The 14,513-nt window shown below is 70.0% G+C and carries 16 protein-coding genes and 1 pseudogene; 9 read left to right on the top strand and 8 right to left on the bottom strand.

The genetic code is table 11. The features are described from left to right. Window positions 1-4: 4 nt before the first annotated feature. From FHU39_RS25140 to FHU39_RS21545, 4 genes and pseudogenes are all read left to right on the top strand, one after another. Window positions 5-454, top strand: a pseudogene (locus FHU39_RS25140) (LLM class flavin-dependent oxidoreductase); the annotation flags it as partial. Between the two features lie 47 nt (window positions 455-501). After that, entirely contained in the window at window positions 502-1,377 is an 876-nt protein-coding gene (locus FHU39_RS25135) for an LLM class flavin-dependent oxidoreductase (RefSeq protein WP_425484810.1), read from the top strand. Beyond that, window positions 1,374-2,507, top strand: coding sequence for an LLM class flavin-dependent oxidoreductase (locus FHU39_RS21550; RefSeq protein WP_183322799.1), 1,134 nt, complete (start codon window positions 1,374-1,376; stop codon window positions 2,505-2,507). The genes FHU39_RS25135 and FHU39_RS21550 overlap by 4 nt, the downstream gene beginning before the upstream one ends. Next, on the top strand, window positions 2,504-2,998 hold the full coding sequence (locus FHU39_RS21545) for a flavin reductase family protein (RefSeq protein WP_183322798.1): 495 nt from the start codon (window positions 2,504-2,506) through the stop codon (window positions 2,996-2,998). The genes FHU39_RS21550 and FHU39_RS21545 overlap by 4 nt, the downstream gene beginning before the upstream one ends. Window positions 2,999-3,029: 31 nt before the next feature. On the opposite strand, the gene FHU39_RS21540 is transcribed toward FHU39_RS21545, so the two are convergent. Continuing rightward, window positions 3,030-3,629 (bottom strand): TetR/AcrR family transcriptional regulator, encoded by a 600-nt coding sequence (locus FHU39_RS21540; RefSeq protein WP_183322797.1) that lies wholly within the window; start codon window positions 3,627-3,629, stop codon window positions 3,030-3,032. A 110-nt stretch (window positions 3,630-3,739) separates the two neighbouring features. Between FHU39_RS21540 and FHU39_RS21535 the strand changes: the two genes are divergently transcribed. Then, window positions 3,740-4,282 (top strand): NAD(P)H-dependent oxidoreductase, encoded by a 543-nt coding sequence (locus tag FHU39_RS21535; RefSeq protein WP_183322796.1) that lies wholly within the window; start codon window positions 3,740-3,742, stop codon window positions 4,280-4,282. Window positions 4,283-4,363: 81 nt separating this feature from the next. Here FHU39_RS21535 and glmM read toward each other — a convergent pair whose 3' ends face one another. The 3 genes from glmM to rplM form a co-directional block, all read right to left on the bottom strand. After that, window positions 4,364-5,719 (bottom strand): phosphoglucosamine mutase, encoded by a 1,356-nt coding sequence (gene glmM, locus FHU39_RS21530; RefSeq protein WP_183322795.1) that lies wholly within the window; start codon window positions 5,717-5,719, stop codon window positions 4,364-4,366. A 422-nt stretch (window positions 5,720-6,141) separates the two neighbouring features. Beyond that, window positions 6,142-6,645 carry a 30S ribosomal protein S9 gene (rpsI, locus tag FHU39_RS21525; protein WP_123271387.1) on the bottom strand — a complete coding sequence of 168 codons (504 nt, stop codon included), beginning with the start codon at window positions 6,643-6,645 and terminating at the stop codon, window positions 6,142-6,144. A 32-nt stretch (window positions 6,646-6,677) separates the two neighbouring features. Next, window positions 6,678-7,127 (bottom strand): 50S ribosomal protein L13, encoded by a 450-nt coding sequence (gene rplM / locus FHU39_RS21520; protein ID WP_183322794.1) that lies wholly within the window; start codon window positions 7,125-7,127, stop codon window positions 6,678-6,680. Between the two features lie 216 nt (window positions 7,128-7,343). Here rplM and FHU39_RS21515 point away from each other — a divergent pair, with 216 nt between their 5' ends. Continuing rightward, entirely contained in the window at window positions 7,344-7,907 is a 564-nt protein-coding gene (locus FHU39_RS21515; protein ID WP_183322793.1) for a winged helix-turn-helix domain-containing protein, read from the top strand. Between the two features lie 12 nt (window positions 7,908-7,919). Here the strand turns inward: FHU39_RS21515 and FHU39_RS21510 are convergent, their stop codons facing one another. Together FHU39_RS21510 and FHU39_RS21505 are read right to left on the bottom strand one after the other, a co-directional pair. Continuing rightward, on the bottom strand, window positions 7,920-8,441 hold the full coding sequence (locus tag FHU39_RS21510; RefSeq protein WP_183322792.1) for a cupin domain-containing protein: 522 nt from the start codon (window positions 8,439-8,441) through the stop codon (window positions 7,920-7,922). Between the two features lie 51 nt (window positions 8,442-8,492). After that, a complete protein-coding gene (locus FHU39_RS21505) occupies window positions 8,493-10,193 on the bottom strand; it encodes an ABC-F family ATP-binding cassette domain-containing protein (RefSeq protein WP_343066077.1) in 1,701 nt (566 codons plus the stop codon). A gap of 129 nt (window positions 10,194-10,322) precedes the next feature. Between FHU39_RS21505 and FHU39_RS21500 the strand changes: the two genes are divergently transcribed. The 3 genes from FHU39_RS21500 to FHU39_RS21490 are packed head-to-tail and all read left to right on the top strand — an operon-like array spanning window position 10,323 to window position 12,608. Continuing rightward, window positions 10,323-11,087, top strand: a complete 765-nt coding sequence (locus FHU39_RS21500; protein ID WP_183322790.1) for a 5-oxoprolinase subunit PxpA — start codon at window positions 10,323-10,325, stop codon at window positions 11,085-11,087. Beyond that, window positions 11,080-11,739 (top strand): 5-oxoprolinase subunit B family protein, encoded by a 660-nt coding sequence (locus FHU39_RS21495; protein WP_221185795.1) that lies wholly within the window; start codon window positions 11,080-11,082, stop codon window positions 11,737-11,739. The genes FHU39_RS21500 and FHU39_RS21495 overlap by 8 nt, the downstream gene beginning before the upstream one ends. Further along, window positions 11,736-12,608, top strand: a complete 873-nt coding sequence (locus FHU39_RS21490; RefSeq protein ID WP_183322789.1) for a 5-oxoprolinase subunit C family protein — start codon at window positions 11,736-11,738, stop codon at window positions 12,606-12,608. The genes FHU39_RS21495 and FHU39_RS21490 overlap by 4 nt, the downstream gene beginning before the upstream one ends. Here FHU39_RS21490 and FHU39_RS21485 read toward each other — a convergent pair. Then, window positions 12,580-13,095 (bottom strand): NUDIX hydrolase, encoded by a 516-nt coding sequence (locus tag FHU39_RS21485; RefSeq protein WP_183322788.1) that lies wholly within the window; start codon window positions 13,093-13,095, stop codon window positions 12,580-12,582. The genes FHU39_RS21490 and FHU39_RS21485 overlap by 29 nt on opposite strands. A gap of 31 nt (window positions 13,096-13,126) precedes the next feature. Continuing rightward, on the bottom strand, window positions 13,127-14,497 hold the full coding sequence (locus FHU39_RS21480; RefSeq protein ID WP_221185794.1) for a WS/DGAT/MGAT family O-acyltransferase: 1,371 nt from the start codon (window positions 14,495-14,497) through the stop codon (window positions 13,127-13,129). Window positions 14,498-14,513: the final 16 nt, after the last annotated feature.

The following is a 14,513-nucleotide window of genomic DNA, read 5'->3' as shown; positions in this document are numbered from 1 at the left end:
CATCATGAGCAATCGCAAGCAGGTTCATCTCGGCGCCCACTTCCCCGGTGTCAACAACACGACCGTCTGGAGCGATCCGGCGGCCGGCAGCCACATCGAGTTCGAATCGTTCCGCCAGTTCGCGCAGAGTGCCGAACGCGGCAGATTCGACTTCCTCTTCCTCGCGGAGGGTCTGAGGTTGCGCGAACAGCGTGGCCGGATCTACGACCTCGACGTGGTCGGCCGGCCCGACACGTTCGCGATCCTGGCCGCGATCGCGGCCGTGACCGAGCACCTCGGGGTCGTCGGCACGATCAACTCGACCTTCAACGAACCCTATGAGGTGGCACGGGAGTTCGCGAGCCTGGACCACTTGTCCGACGGGCGCGCAGGATGGAACGTCGTCACGTCGTGGGACGCCTTCACCGGAGAGAACTTCCGCCGCGGTGGCTTCCTCGCCAAGCAGGACCGCTACACGCGAGCGTCATCCTTCCTCGCCGCCGCACGGGAGCTGTGGGACTCGTGGACCGCCGACGATCTGGCGACGGACCCCGCATCCGGCCGGTTCATCACCGACCCCGCCGCGGGCAGCTACACCTACTCCGATCGGCACTTCGACATCGCCGGTCGCTTCAACGGCCCCGCTCCCCGCAGGGCCGACCGGTCATCTTCCAGGCGGGCGACTCCGAGGAAGGTCGCGAGTTCTCGGCGGCGCAGGCCGACGCGATCTTCAGCAGGCACAGCACCTTTGACGCGGGCCAGGAGTTCTACGCCGACGTCAAGCGTCGCCTGCCGAAGTACGGACGCGGCGACGACGACCTGCTCATCCTCCCCGGCGCGACTTTCGTCGTCGGCGACAGCGACCACGAAGCACAGGAGCTGGCACACGTCATACGACGCCAGCAGGTCAGCGGCCAGACCGCCATCAACGTCCTGGAGCAGCTGTGGAACCGGGACCTGTCGGCGTACGACCCCGACGGTCCTCTGCCCGACATCGATCCGGCACCGGGCGAGAACACCCTCGCCCAGGGGCGAGCGAGCGTGCGTCGACACGAGGACGTGCTCGCCACCGCCGCGGAATGGCGAGACCGTGCGTCCGCCGGGAAGCTGTCCATCCGCGAACTGGTCATCGAGGTGACGGGTCGGCAGAGCTTCATCGGCTCCCCACTGAGCATCGCGACCGAACTGAACCACTTCGTGCAGAACGACGCCTGCGACGGGTTCATCCTGGTGCCGCACCTGACTCCGGGCGGGCTCGACCCGTTCGTCGACCGGGTGGTTCCGCTGCTGCAGGAGCTGGGCGTCTACCGCACGTCGTATGACGCCTCGACCCTGCGGGGGAACCTCGGCCTCCCGGCCCTGCGCGAGGCCGCGAGCGCACACGAGGTCGCATCATGACCGGCGCCGCGCGCAACAGCCGGGCCGTCCCGCTGTCCGTGCTCGACCTGGTCCACGTCTCGTCCGGGTCGACCGCCCGCGAGGCGCTGCACAACAGCGTGGACCTGGCGCGACGCGCCGAGGAGTTCGGTTACGCGCGTTACTGGTTCGCCGAACACCACCTGAATCCTGGGGTCGTCGGTGTGTCGCCCGCGCTGACCATCGCACTCGCTGCTGCGGCGACGAACGAGATCCGGGTCGGCGCCGCCGCGGTCCAGATGGGTCACCGCAGTGCGTTGTCGACCGTCGAGGAGTTCGGCCTGCTCGACGCCGCGCACCCGGGCCGGATCGACCTCGGCCTGGGACGCTCGGGAGGACGGCCACCGGCGGACGGTGCACCCGCCCGCACCCGCACGCAGGTGCTGCCGGGCGGACTCGTCCTGCCCCCGCCGTTCCCCGTCGCGCAGCTGGTCGGTTCGCCACGGTTCGCGCTCCAGCGGGAGTTGCTGGGCGGTCCCGACCACACTCCCCAGCCGTACGACGAGCAGGTGGCCGACCTGCTCGCGCTGCTGGAGAGCACTTACCGGCACCCCAACGGCGAGCAGGCACATGTCGCCACCGGCGAGGACAGCGACCTCCAGGTCTGGATCCACGGCAGCAGCGCCGGCGACAGCGCCCGGCTCGCCGCGGAGCACGGGCTGCGCTTCGGCGCCAACTACCACGTGGCGCCGGCCCACGTGGTGGACGCAGTGACGGCCTACCGCGAGCAGTTCCGGCCGAGTGCGTCCCTTGCCCGCCCGCACGTCATCGTGTCGGCGGACGTCGTGGTGGCCGAAACCACCGATGTCGCAAGGGAACTCGCGACCGGTTACGGGCCATGGGTGCGCAGCATCCGGACCGGGGCGGGCGCCATACCCTTCCCGACGCCGGATAAGGCACGCGCGCTGCCGTGGTCGGCGTCGGACAACGACCTGGTCGTGGACCGCATCACCACGCAGTTCGTCGGCACGGCCGCCGAGGTCGCCGACAAACTCCAGGTGCTGCAGCAGACCACCGACGCCGACGAACTGCTCGTCACCACCATCACACACGACCACGACGACCGCGTGCGGTCGTTCCAACTGCTGGCGAAGGAGTGGCAGCAACGATGAGCGTGATCACCCGGCCGGTGGCCGACACCGGGCACCTGCGGCACGTGTTCGCCGCGCACCCGAGCGGTGTCACGGCGCTCGCTGCGCTGATCGACGGACGCCCCGAGGGCATGGCGGCCAGCACCTTCACGTCCGTCTCCCTCGAACCCGCTCTCGTCTCGGTGTGCCTGGCGCACTCCTCGACGACCTGGCCGACGCTGCGGCTCGCCACACACCTGGGCATCAGTGTGCTGTCGGCGGCCCAGCAGCACGCCGGTCAGGCGCTGGCCGCACGCGGCACGGACCGGTTCGCGAACCTGGCCTGGCGGGCGACCGCGCGAGGCGCCGTCTTCCTCGACGGCGCAAGCGCATGGCTGGAGACCACGGTCGAGGACACCGTGCGTGCGGGCGATCACGACATCGTGATCCTTGCCGTGCACGACCTGGACCGGGACGAGTCACAGGCGCCGCTGATCTTCCACGGCAGCGGCTTCCACCGGCTCGCGAGCTGAGATGCGTCGCGACGCTGCGTGGTCGGCTCGGTCAGCCGGCCACGGACCGGACCAGCGCCTCCCATCCGGCGACGAGGTCGCTCTCGTCCAGACCCCGGTTGGTGGTCAGGTGATGGACGAGTTCGGGGTCGAGCGGGGCGAGGAGCGTCTCGGTCAGCAGCTCGAGATTCGCGCCGACCCCACACTGCCGCAACAACATCCGGACGTGCATCGCCGACACCTTGCGGGCCGGCACGTCGAACTTGTCGATCGGTGTCTGTGCGGTCGCCAGCAGCAGGCTGCCCTGCTCGGCATACACGCGAAGACGCGCCGCGCCATACGCCACGAGCCGGTCGAGCGGCGGAGCGCCCGGCCCGAGCGGTGGCGGGCCGGAGAGGTATGCCGCCTGGAAGCGTCGCTCCGAATCGTCGGTGAGCGCGGCGAACAGCCCGGCCCGATTTCCGAAGGCGCGGAAGACCGTGCCCTTGCCGACCCCGGCCTCGGCCGCCAGCCGATCCATGGTGAGGCTCTCGACCCCGTCACGGTCGACGACCCGTCGCGCCGCACACAGGATCCGGTCGGCATTGGCGACCGCGTCGCGGCGTACCCGCGCGGGCGGACCCGCAACGGGCAGTTCACGACGTGTGTTCATCACCACATTCTCCCATCTACGAGGTCCTCGGCTTGCCCAATGGAAGAAAAGCGGACTATGGTCCGTTTAGTCAAGCGAGATCGACACCACTACTTCGAAAGGCCCTCCACATGACCACGCTCGCCGTTCTGATCGGCAGCCCCCGCGCCGCCTCCGTCCACCGCCAGCTCGCGGACGTCGCGGCCCGCGTCGCCCCCGAGGGCACCACGGTCGAGATCATCGACTACCTCGACACACTCCCCCTCTACAACCAGGACATCGACGTCTCACCCGCGCCGGAGCCGGTCGAGCGGCTGCGCACCCAGCTCGGCGCCGCCGATGCCGCGCTCCTGCTCGCCCCGGCCAACAACGGCACGCTGAGCGCGGTCCTGAAGAACGCGATCGACTGGGCCTCCCGCCCCTACGGTCAGTCCTCGCTCAACGGGAAGCCGGTCGCCGTGTCATCCGCGGCGGCGAACACCTCGACGGTGGTCGAGCACGCGCACCTGGCGGTGACGATCGCCGGCGCCACGCCGCTGCGGGACGCGGCCGCGACCTTCGCACTGGGTGATCTGGCCGACGTCGACATCGCGACGCACGAGCCGATCGGCACGAAGCTGCGCGACACCCTCGGCGCGCTCGCGGCGGCCGCCGCGACCTCCCAGGCCGCCTGAGGTCCCGTACCCCCACGACGAAGGGGTGTGGAGCACGTGCTCCACACCCCTTCGTCGTACGTACGACGCTCGCGCGTCCGCTCAGGCCGGCGTCAACGCGAGCTCGCTGGCGACCACGTCGGCCAGATGCTGGGCGATCTGCTGGGCGTGTTCGGCGGAGGCGGCCTCGACCATGACCCGTACCACCGGTTCGGTGCCGGACTTGCGCAGCAGCACCCGGCCGAGCCCACCCAGGTCGCGCTCGGCGTCCGCGACCGCCGACTGCACCACCGGGTGGTCGTCGACCGCGTGCTTGTCCACGCCGGGCACGTTGAGCAGGCACTGCGGCAGGCGCGCCATACAGCCGGCGAGCTCGGCGAGCGGCTTGCCCGTGCTCGCGGCACGGGCCGCCAGCATCAGGCCGGTCAGCACGCCGTCGCCGGTGGTGCCGTGCTCCAGCATGATCACGTGACCGGACTGTTCGCCACCGAGCGCGAAACCGCCGCGGCGCATCTCCTCCAGCACGTAGCGGTCGCCGACATCGGTGCGCTTGACGGTGATGCCCTCGCGAGCCATCGCCTGCAGCAGGCCCTCGTTGCTCATGACGGTGGCCACGAGCGTGTCGCCGGCCAGCGCGCCGCGCTGGTGCAGGTCGATCGCCAGGATCGCCATGATCTGGTCCCCGTCGACCGGCGTGCCGGTCGCGTCGACCGCCAGGCAGCGGTCGGCGTCGCCGTCGAAGGCGAGCCCGAAGTCGGCGCCGACCTGCGGCACCAGGGTGCACAGGCCCTCCAGGTGGGTGGAGCCCACGCCGTCGTTGATGTTCAGGCCGTCCGGTTCGGCCGCGATCACGGTGACCCTCGCGCCGGCCCGCTCGAACGCCTGCGGGGCGATCGCGCTCGCCGCGCCGTCGGCGGTGTCCAGCACGATGTGCAGACCGTCCAGCCGGTGCGGAATCGCGCCGAGCAGGTGCTCGATGTAGCGCTCGGGACCCTCGTCGTAACGCTTCACCCGACCGACTGCGGCGCCGGTGGGCCGCTCCCAGTCACCCCGCAGGTGCTCCTCGATCGCGTCCTCGGTGGCGTCGGGCAGCTTGTGCCCGCCCCGGGAGAAGAACTTGATGCCGTTGTCAGGCATCGGGTTGTGCGACGCCGACAGCACCGCGCCGAGATCGGCACCGGCCGCAGCGGTCAGGAACGCGATGGCCGGAGTCGGCAGGACGCCGGCGTCCCAGACGTCGACGCCGGCGGACGCGAGCCCGGCGATGGTCGCCGCCGCCAGGAACTCACCGGAGGCCCGCGGGTCTCGTCCGACGACGGCGGTGGGCCGGTGTCCGGCGAACTCGCCCTCCTCGGCCAGCACCCGCGCCGCAGCGACCGACAGGTCGAGGGCGAGCTCCGCCGTGATGTCCCGATTGGCGAGCCCGCGCACACCGTCGGTGCCGAACAAGCGCCCCATGGATCACCTCAAATTTCTCGTCGTGGTCGGCGTGCGCGCACGCCGCTGGCCGCAGAACGGCCCACAGCAGGGTAAGCGACCACCGGCAACGCGCGTGAATCGCGCGCAGGTCGCAGGTCCGCGATATCCGTCCCAGGATAGGTCAGCGAGCTGGGTTTCCCGCCGCTTTTCACGTCCCGTTCGCGCGACCGTCGGCACTTCGGGACGCGGGACCCGCCGCACCCGGTCCCCACCCACCGACCGTCGGCACTTCGGGACGCCATACCCGCCGCACCCCGTCCCCACCCACCGACCGTCGGCACTTCGGGACGCCATATCCGCCGCACCCCGTCCCCACCCACCGACCGTCGGCACTTCGGGACGCGGGAACGCCCCCGCCACCGGGCGAACCCGGGACGAGGGCGTCCTTCGTACGGCGCAGATCAGCGCTTGCTGTACTGCGGCGCCTTGCGGGCCTTCTTCAGACCGGCCTTCTTGCGCTCCGGGACGCGAGCGTCGCGGGTCAGGAAGCCTGCCTTCTTCAGCGCGGGGCGGTTGAGCTCCGGGTCCACACCGTTCAGCGAACGGGCGACGCCGAGGCGCACCGCGCCGGCCTGGCCGGAGGGGCCACCACCGTGGACGCGGACGAGCACGTCATACGCGCCGTCGAGCTCGAGGACCTTCAGCGGCTCGTTGACGATCTGCTGGTGCACCTTGTTGGGGAAGTACTCCTCCAGGGTGCGGCCGTTGATCTTCCACTCACCGGTGCCGGGCACGATGCGCACGCGGGCGATGGCCTGCTTGCGGCGGCCGGTGCCGGCGCCGGGCGCGGAGGCGCTCGGGCGGGCGGCGGGCTCGCCGGTCGGCGCGGTGCTCGACTCGGAGGTGTAGCTGGTCAGCTGCGGCTCGTCGTCCTCCAGGACGTCGACCTGGGTCTGGTCGGTCATCTTTTCTTTCTCCTCGGAAGTCCGGCGGGCGCTTACTGCGCGACCTGGGTGATCTCGAACGGCTTGGGCTGCTGCGCCGCGTGCGGGTGCTCCGGGCCGGCGTAGACCTTCAGCTTGGAGAGCTGCTGGCGGGCGAGGGAGTTGTGCGGGAGCATGCCGCGGATCGCCTTCTCGACGGCCTTGGTCGGGTCCTTGGCCATCAGGTCGGTGTAGGAGGTGGCCTTCAGACCGCCCGGGAAGCCCGAGTGCCGGTAGGCCTTCTTCTTCTCCAGCTTGGCGCCGGTCAGCGCGACCTTGTCGGCGTTGACGATGATGACGAAGTCACCGGTGTCGACGTTCGGGGCGAAGGTCGGCTTGTGCTTGCCGCGCAGCAGGATGGCAGCCTGGGAGGCCAGGCGGCCGAGGACGACGTCGGTCGCGTCGATGACGTGCCACACGCGGTCCTGCTGGACCTGCGCCGGCTTGGGCGTGAAGGTACGCACGAGTCTGCCTTTTCTTGTCGTTCGTGAGCTGAAGGCGACCGGTGGGCCGCCCAACGTTGAGGCGGTTGCGCACGAAGCACAACGAGAGTCAATTTTACGGGCCGACGAGCGGCAGCCCAAATCGGCGCGATCCGTCGACGTACCAGGGAATTTCGGCTGTATGACGAACCCTGACCGGCGGTTTACAGCGAAAGTGTGCACAACTATTGTGCATGTATGTCGTCACGCTCCACCGAGTCCTCGCGCCGGCTGCGCGCACTCGCCCACCCGCTGCGCTCACGCCTGCTGGCCCAGCTGCGCGTGCACGGCAGCGCCACCGCCACCGAGCTCGCCGCAGCCCTCGACACCAACACCGGCGCCACCAGCTACCACCTGCGCCGACTCGCGGAAGCGGGACTGATCGACGACACCGGCACCGGCACCGGCAAACGCCGGGTCTGGGCCGCGCTCGAGCCCACCGACCGGGCGGACGAGCCGGATCTGCTCGACGCGGACGACCTGGCCGCAGCCCAGTGGCTGCAGCACGACTACGTCGAGCACTTCGCCGAGCGCGCGGGCACCTGGGTGGACGCACAATCCGCCTGGCCGGAGGTATGGCGCGCCGACTGCGGCCTCACCGATCACGCGGTCCTCGTCACGACGGAGCAGCTGACCGCGCTGGCCGCCGAGCTGGCCGAGGTGCTGGAGCGTTACCGCCGGGCGGGAGCCGGATCGCCGGGCGCGCGACGCGTGGCGGCATACACCGCACTGCTGCCCATCGACCCGCCGCCGACCCGCTGACAGCAGCCGCTCTCAGTGCGGGATCTGCACCTGCGACCAGTCCAGGTCGTCGAAGTTGACCACGATCGCCTCCTGCGTGGTGCGCGCGATCACCACGACGGCCTCGGAGTCGGGATCGGGGTTCTCCTCCCGGTGCGGCACGTACGGCGGGACGAAGACGTAGTCGCCCGGTCCGGCCTCGATGACCTGCTCGCGCGGCTCGTCGCCCTCGACGTCGAGAAAGACGAACCGCGGACGGCCGGAGACGACGTAGATCGCGGTCTCGGACGCACCGTGATGGTGATTCGCGGACGCGGTCGACGCCGGCACGTGCGTCTCACCCATCCACAGGTTCCGGGCGCCGACGGTCTTGCCGCTGATCGCCTCCAGGCGCCGCATGCCCTTCGTCTGCCCCGTGTCGCCGATCAGTCCCGACGGTGCAACGTGCCGCAGCGCGACGTGGAACGGGTCGAGGACCGCCGGCACCAAGGCACCGCTGGGTGTCCTGATGAAATCACCGTCATCGCCACCGGCGGGCACGTGTTCAGCGGGCATGGCACTCCTTCGGTATGACGACTCCGGTCCACGGTATGACGGGGCCGCTCGTCACCGCACCCGATCGACACGCTGCTCGTCCCACACCGGCTCTCGAGCCTCCCGCACCCTGCCGTCGGCGCCGAACACCAGGAATCGGTCGAATCCCCTTGCGAACCAACGGTCGTGCGTCACCGCGACCACCGTCCCGTTGAAGGAGTCGAGTCCGGCCTCCAACGCCTCCGCCGAATGCAGGTCGAGGTTGTCGGTCGGTTCGTCGAGCAACAGCAGCGTCGCACCGGACAGTTCGAGCAGCAGGATCTGGAAGCGCGCCTGCTGCCCACCCGACAGCGAGCCGAACGTCTGCTCCGCGGCTCGGGCCAACTCGTAACGGTCCAGCGCCCGGGACGCCTGCTCACGGCCCATCCCGTCGCGATGCTCGTCGCCGCGGTGCAGGATCTCCAGCAGCGTCCGCTTGTCCCAGGCACCGGTGCTGCCCGCTTGCGCGGACTGCGCGAACCAGCCGGGCCGGACGCGTGAGCCGAGACGCGCAGTCCCGGTGTGCTGCACCGGTTTCGGCGGATCGTCGACCACCGGCTGGTGCTCCACGTCTGGGTCGCTGCCGCCCCGCGCGAGCAGGCGCAGGAAATGCGATTTGCCCGATCCGTTGGAACCGAGCACCGCGACGCGCTCGCCATACCAGACCTCCAGGTCGAAAGGCTGCATCAACCCGGTGAGCTCCAGGCCCTCGCAGATGACCGCACGTTTGGCGGTGCGGCCACCGGCCAGTCGCATGCTCACGTGCTGCTCGAACGGCACCACCTCCGGCGGACCGGCCTCCTCGAACCTCGCCAGCCGGGTCTGGGCTGCGCGGTATCGCGCCGCCATGTCGGAGTTGTATGCCGCCTTCACCTTGTACATCTGCACGAGTTGCTTGAGCTTCGCGTGCTCCTCGTCCCAGCGCCGGCGCATCTCCGCCAGCTTGTTGATCCGGTCGATGCGCGCCTGGTGGTACGTGGTGAAGTTGCCAGGATGAATCCAGGCGTTCGCACCGGCTGCGGCAGGCTCCAAGGTGGCGATCCGGGTGGCGACGTTCGCAAGCATCTCCCGGTCGTGGCTGATGAAGAGCACGGTCTTCGGCGAGGTCACGATCTGCTCCTCGAGCCAGCGCTTGGTGGGCACGTCCAGGGAGTTGTCCGGCTCGTCGAGCAGCAGCACCTCCTCGGGCCCGCGGAGCAGGGCCTCCAGCACGATGCGCTTCTGCTCACCCCCGGAAAGCGTTGACACGTCGCGGAACTGGGCCCGATCGTACGGAATGCCTATCGCGGCGACGGTGCAGACGTCCCAGAGCGTCTCCCACTCGTAGCCGCCGATCTCCGCCCAGTCCGCGAGCGCCTGGGCGTAGGCGAGCTGGGCGGGCTCGTCGTCCCGCTCCATGATCGCGACCTCGGAGTCGTCGACGGCGTTCGCGGCCTTGCGGATCGGCTCGGGCGCGACGGTCAGCAACAGGTCGCGCACGGAGAACTCCTCACCCTCCGGCCGGACGCGGCCGACGAACTGCGGCATGACCGCCAGGCCCCCGGAGCGGGTGATCGCACCCTCGTGCGCGTCCAGCTCACCGGCGATGATGCGCAACAGCGTCGTCTTCCCCGTGCCGTTCGGGCCGACGAGCGCCACCTTGGCGCCCTCGCCCACGCGCAGGCTGACCCCGCCGAGGAGCGGTCGCCCGTCGGGGAGGAAGTAGTGCACGCCGTTCACATCGATATGACCCACGAGCATCAAGCATCACGTACCCGCCCCGGCTGCGTCATCTGGTTTCGACGGGGCTCTACCCAAGGGTTTCGTCGCGACCACGCCGCTGGGTTGATCCGCCGTCCGCGCCCCACCTCGTAGCCTGGGGACGTGGAGATCGACCTGAACGCCGACCTGGGTGAGTCCTTCGGTCGCTGGCGCCTCGGCGACGACGAAGCGCTGCTGCCCCTGGTCACCTCGGCCAACGTCGCCTGCGGGTTCCACGCCGGTGACCCGTCGACCCTGGTGCGCACCTGTGCCGCCGCAGCCGCGCACGGTGTCCGCATCGGCGCCCAGGTCTCCTACCGGGACCTCGCCGGCTTCGGGCGCCGGTTCGTCGACGTCTCCGCCGAGGACCTGTACGCCGACGTCCTCTACCAGATCGGCGCCCTGGACGGCATCGCCCGCAGCGTCGGCAGCGGGATCAGCTATGTCAAACCGCACGGCGCCCTCTACAACGCAGTCGTGCACCACGAGCAGCAGGCGGCCGCCGTGATCCGTGCCGTCGCTGCCACGCGCGCCGAGTTGCCGGTGCTCGGCCTGCCCGGATCCGCACTTCTCGCGGCAGCCGCCGGTGCCGGACTCCGCACCGTCCCCGAAGCGTTCGCCGATCGTGCCTACACCCCCGAAGGGACGTTGATGCCGCGCTCGCAGGCCGGTGCCGTCCTCGACGACGCGGCAGTGGTCGCTGCTCGCGCGGTGCGGATGGCCCGCGACGGGGAAGTCGTCGCCGTCGACGGTTCCGTCGTGTCCCTGACCGCCGAATCCCTGTGCGTGCACGGTGATTCACCCGGAGCGGTGGCCATGGCCGGGAGCGTGCGAGAGGCCCTCGTCGCCGCCGGCTTCGACCTGACGCCGTTCGTCGGTCATGGATGACGGCATCCGGCTGCTGCCCTACGGGCCACGCGCAGTCCTGGTCGAACTTCCCGACCCGGCCTCGCGTCGGGCGCTCACCCGGTGGCTCGGCGAACAGGATCTGGGCGGGATCGACGTGGTGCCCGCCGAGTCGACGATCCTGCTCGATGTGTCCGACCCGACCATCGACGACACGGACGCACACGCGCGCCTGTCTCGGACGGTGCGCACGCTGCGTGATCTCGACCTCGGCGCACTGAACCAGGACGATCCCGGCCGAGTGAGGGTGGTGTCCGTCGACGTCCGGTATGACGGGCCGGATCTCAGCGACGTCGCAGTCAGCTTCGGGATGTCCACCGACGCACTGATCGACTGGCACACCTCATCACCGTGGATCGTCGAGTTTCTCGGATTCATGCCAGGATTCGGTTACCTGACCCGGGCCGATCACCGACGACCGGTGCCGCGGCTGGACTCGCCGCGCAGCGCCATCCCGGGCGGGGCAGTCGGCCTGGCCGGTCTCTATTGCGGCATCTATCCGCGGTCCTCCCCGGGGGGTTGGCAGCTGCTCGGACGGACCGACCACGTCATGTTCGACGTCGCCGGGGACGGCGCGACGCTCGCCGCAGGCGGCCAGGTGCAGTTCCGGGCCGTGCGAGGACCCACCCGATGAGTTGCCTGGAAGTGCTTCGCCCGGGCCCCCTGTGCCTGGTGCAGGACCTGGGGCGCCCCGGTCGCGCCGGCGAAGGCATCACGCTCTCGGGCGCATTGGACCGGACCTCGCTCGTGCAGGGAAATCGCCTGCTGGGCAACACGATCGGGGCTCCTGGGCTGGAAATGCTGTTCGGCGGGCTGGCAGTCCGCCCGGATCACGACGTCCTCGTCGCCGTGACCGGAGCATGGTGCCCACTGACGATCGACGACCGCGCCGTACCGTTCGGCACACCGGTGCTGCTCCGCCGCGGCGCTGTCCTGGCTCTCGGCCGATCCGAGCACGGGCTGCGCTCGTACCTCACCGTCCGTGACGGCCTTACTCCCGCAGGCGAATTCGGCGGATCCTGGAGCCGTGACACTTCGAGCGGCATCGGCCCGGACCCGGTCCGCGCGGGCGACCGCATCCAGGTCGGCGCGCAGCGCGCCGGCAGGCCGTTGGTCGCAGCCGTGCTCCCCGCCATACAACCTCCGGGTGACGTGACACTGCACCTCACCCCCGGCCCACGCCCCGATCTGCTGAGCGCCGCCGACCGGCGGGCACTCACCACGACGACCGGGACGATCTCGGCCGACAGCGACCGGATCGGTCTGCGCCTCAACGGTTTCACGCTTCACGCGACGGACGCCGACGCATCGAGCGAGGCCCTGCCGCTCGGCGCGGTGCAGGCGTCACCTAGTGGCGAGCTCATCGTCTTCCTCGCCGACCACCCGACCACCGGTGGCTACCCGGTCGTCGGCGTCGTCGACCTGCCGGACCTCGGCGTGCTGGCTCAGTGCGCCCCGGGCAAGCGCGTCCGGTTCAGCCTGCGTCCGACGCCGGGCTACTGAGCGCGTCCGAAGCCAGCATCACCGCCTCGAGTACCTCGGGAAAGGTGGCCCCGGAGGCGACGAGTTCCTCGTGCGTGAACCACCCGTGCTGATCGATGGTGCCCGCTTCGAGCCCGTCCTGCCCGTCGAAGCTGACGACGAAGTCGTCGACCTCGAGCGCGAAGAACGTCTGCTGCTGCACGATGTGACGCCCGGCCCAGTCGAAGCGGATCTCATTGGCGCACAACGGTCCGAGCAGGTCCTCGCTCGATGCCGGCAGGCCGACCTCCTCGAGGAGCTCGCGGGTTGCCGCGGTACGCAGATCCTCGCCGGGCTCGACCGCGCCGCCGATCGTGAACCAGAACGGCTGGTCCACGCGGTCCGGGTCCCACCCGTGCAGCAACAGGCTCCGGCCGTCGGTGCGCCGCACGGGTATGACGCGGGCGGTGTCGCGATGCAGGATCGTGCCACGGGCGGGCAGCGGGTCGCCGTCGGTGGGATTCGTCATGGTGTCAGCATCGCACGGGTGCGGGCTCCGGTCAGACGCCCGCAGCCGCCGTCAGTTCGGCGAGTGCGTCCTCCAGATGGTGCACCATCCGCTGCACCGAGGGAGCGCTGCGCCGGCAGGCGGTGATGCCGAAGTCGACCTGGTCGTCATAGGTGACGAGGGTGATGTTCATCGCCATACCGTCGACCGGGATGGATGCGGGATAGGTGCCTTCCAGGTGAGCACCGTTGAAATACAACTGTTTCCGTGGTCCCGGAACATTGGAGATGATGACGTTGAACGGCGGCCTGCCACCCAGGTTGTAGGTCGGCAGCATCGACAGCCCGAGACCGGCGATGTGATAGCCGGACAGCAGCAACAACTGCAGCGGCGACAGCTCGCGCATGGTGCCCTTCGCCGCGGTCGTCGACTCGTGGATGTCCTCGAGCCGCTCGATCGGGTCGACGACATGCGTGCTGAGGGTCGAGATCATCGCGCCGATCTCGTTGCCGCCGACGGAGCTGGACTCGTCGCGCAGGTTGACCGGGCACATCGCCGTCAGGGACCGGTCCGGCAGCTCGTCGAGTTCGCCGAGGTACCTGCGCAGGGCGCCACCGCACACGGCCAGCACGACGTCGTTGAACGAGACGTCACAGGCCTTCGCCACCTGCCGGAAGCGCTCGATGTCGAAGGACTGGGCGACGAATCGCCGCGCGCCGCCGATCCGGCCGTTGAGAATGGTGCGCGGTGCGTCGAACGGTGTCGTCAGTCCGGTGTTGCGCAACGACCGGTACGCGATCTTCAACGAGTTCGGCCCGAGGCTCGCGAGCTCACCGGCAAGCCCGAGTCCACTGCGCATCACGGACGCCGGGTTCGCGAGCACGTGCCCGGTGCGCTGCTCCTGCGCCGCACGGACCGTCGTCCCGGGGAGCGCGTAGGGCGGCATACAGTCCGTCGCGTCCGGGTCCGGGCTGCACGCCTGCTGCATCAGGTGCAGCGCCGACACCCCGTCGACGAGTGCGTGGTGGATCTTGGAGAAGACCGCCACGCGGCCGTCCTCGAGTCCCTCGACGACATGCACCTCCCACAACGGGCGGTGCCGGTCGAGCAACGAGCCCTGCCACCGTGACGCCAGTTCGAACAGTTCGCGCAACCGGTGCGGGCCGGGGACCGCCGACCGTCGCACGTGATGGTCGAGGTCGAGGTGCTGATCGACCGACCAGCGGAAGTTGCCCAACAGCCCGACCGGGTCCTGGGGCTTGAGCCGGAAGCGTGGGCTGATCCGGTCCGCGTCGACGCTCAACTGCTCGCGCACCCAGGACGGCGACTCCCCGTCCGGCACGGTGAACAGCTGCAGGCCACCGACATGCATCGGATGCTCGCGCGACTCGATCAGCAGAAAGCCCGAGTCGACAGGACCCATACCCGGCATCGATCAG

Origin of the sequence: Flexivirga oryzae, assembly GCF_014190805.1 — a bacterium.
GTDB lineage: Bacteria > Actinomycetota > Actinomycetes > Actinomycetales > Dermatophilaceae > Flexivirga > Flexivirga oryzae.
Note: the sequence above shows the minus strand (reverse complement) of the source record. Positions and strands in the feature narration are given on the sequence as shown.

Coding starts and splice junctions, on each gene's coding strand:
- FHU39_RS21485 (WP_183322788.1), bottom strand. CDS start 13,095: ATGACGAATCCCACCGACGGCGACCCGCTGCCCGCCCGTGGCACGATC.
- FHU39_RS21550 (WP_183322799.1), top strand. CDS start 1,374: ATGACCGGCGCCGCGCGCAACAGCCGGGCCGTCCCGCTGTCCGTGCTC.
- glmM (WP_183322795.1), bottom strand. CDS start 5,719: ATGGGGCGCTTGTTCGGCACCGACGGTGTGCGCGGGCTCGCCAATCGG.
- FHU39_RS21545 (WP_183322798.1), top strand. CDS start 2,504: ATGAGCGTGATCACCCGGCCGGTGGCCGACACCGGGCACCTGCGGCAC.
- FHU39_RS21480 (WP_221185794.1), bottom strand. CDS start 14,497: ATGGGTCCTGTCGACTCGGGCTTTCTGCTGATCGAGTCGCGCGAGCAT.
- FHU39_RS21540 (WP_183322797.1), bottom strand. CDS start 3,629: ATGAACACACGTCGTGAACTGCCCGTTGCGGGTCCGCCCGCGCGGGTA.
- rpsI (WP_123271387.1), bottom strand. CDS start 6,645: ATGACCGACCAGACCCAGGTCGACGTCCTGGAGGACGACGAGCCGCAG.
- FHU39_RS21535 (WP_183322796.1), top strand. CDS start 3,740: ATGACCACGCTCGCCGTTCTGATCGGCAGCCCCCGCGCCGCCTCCGTC.
- FHU39_RS21515 (WP_183322793.1), top strand. CDS start 7,344: ATGTCGTCACGCTCCACCGAGTCCTCGCGCCGGCTGCGCGCACTCGCC.
- FHU39_RS21490 (WP_183322789.1), top strand. CDS start 11,736: ATGAGTTGCCTGGAAGTGCTTCGCCCGGGCCCCCTGTGCCTGGTGCAG.
- FHU39_RS21495 (WP_221185795.1), top strand. CDS start 11,080: ATGGATGACGGCATCCGGCTGCTGCCCTACGGGCCACGCGCAGTCCTG.
- FHU39_RS21510 (WP_183322792.1), bottom strand. CDS start 8,441: ATGCCCGCTGAACACGTGCCCGCCGGTGGCGATGACGGTGATTTCATC.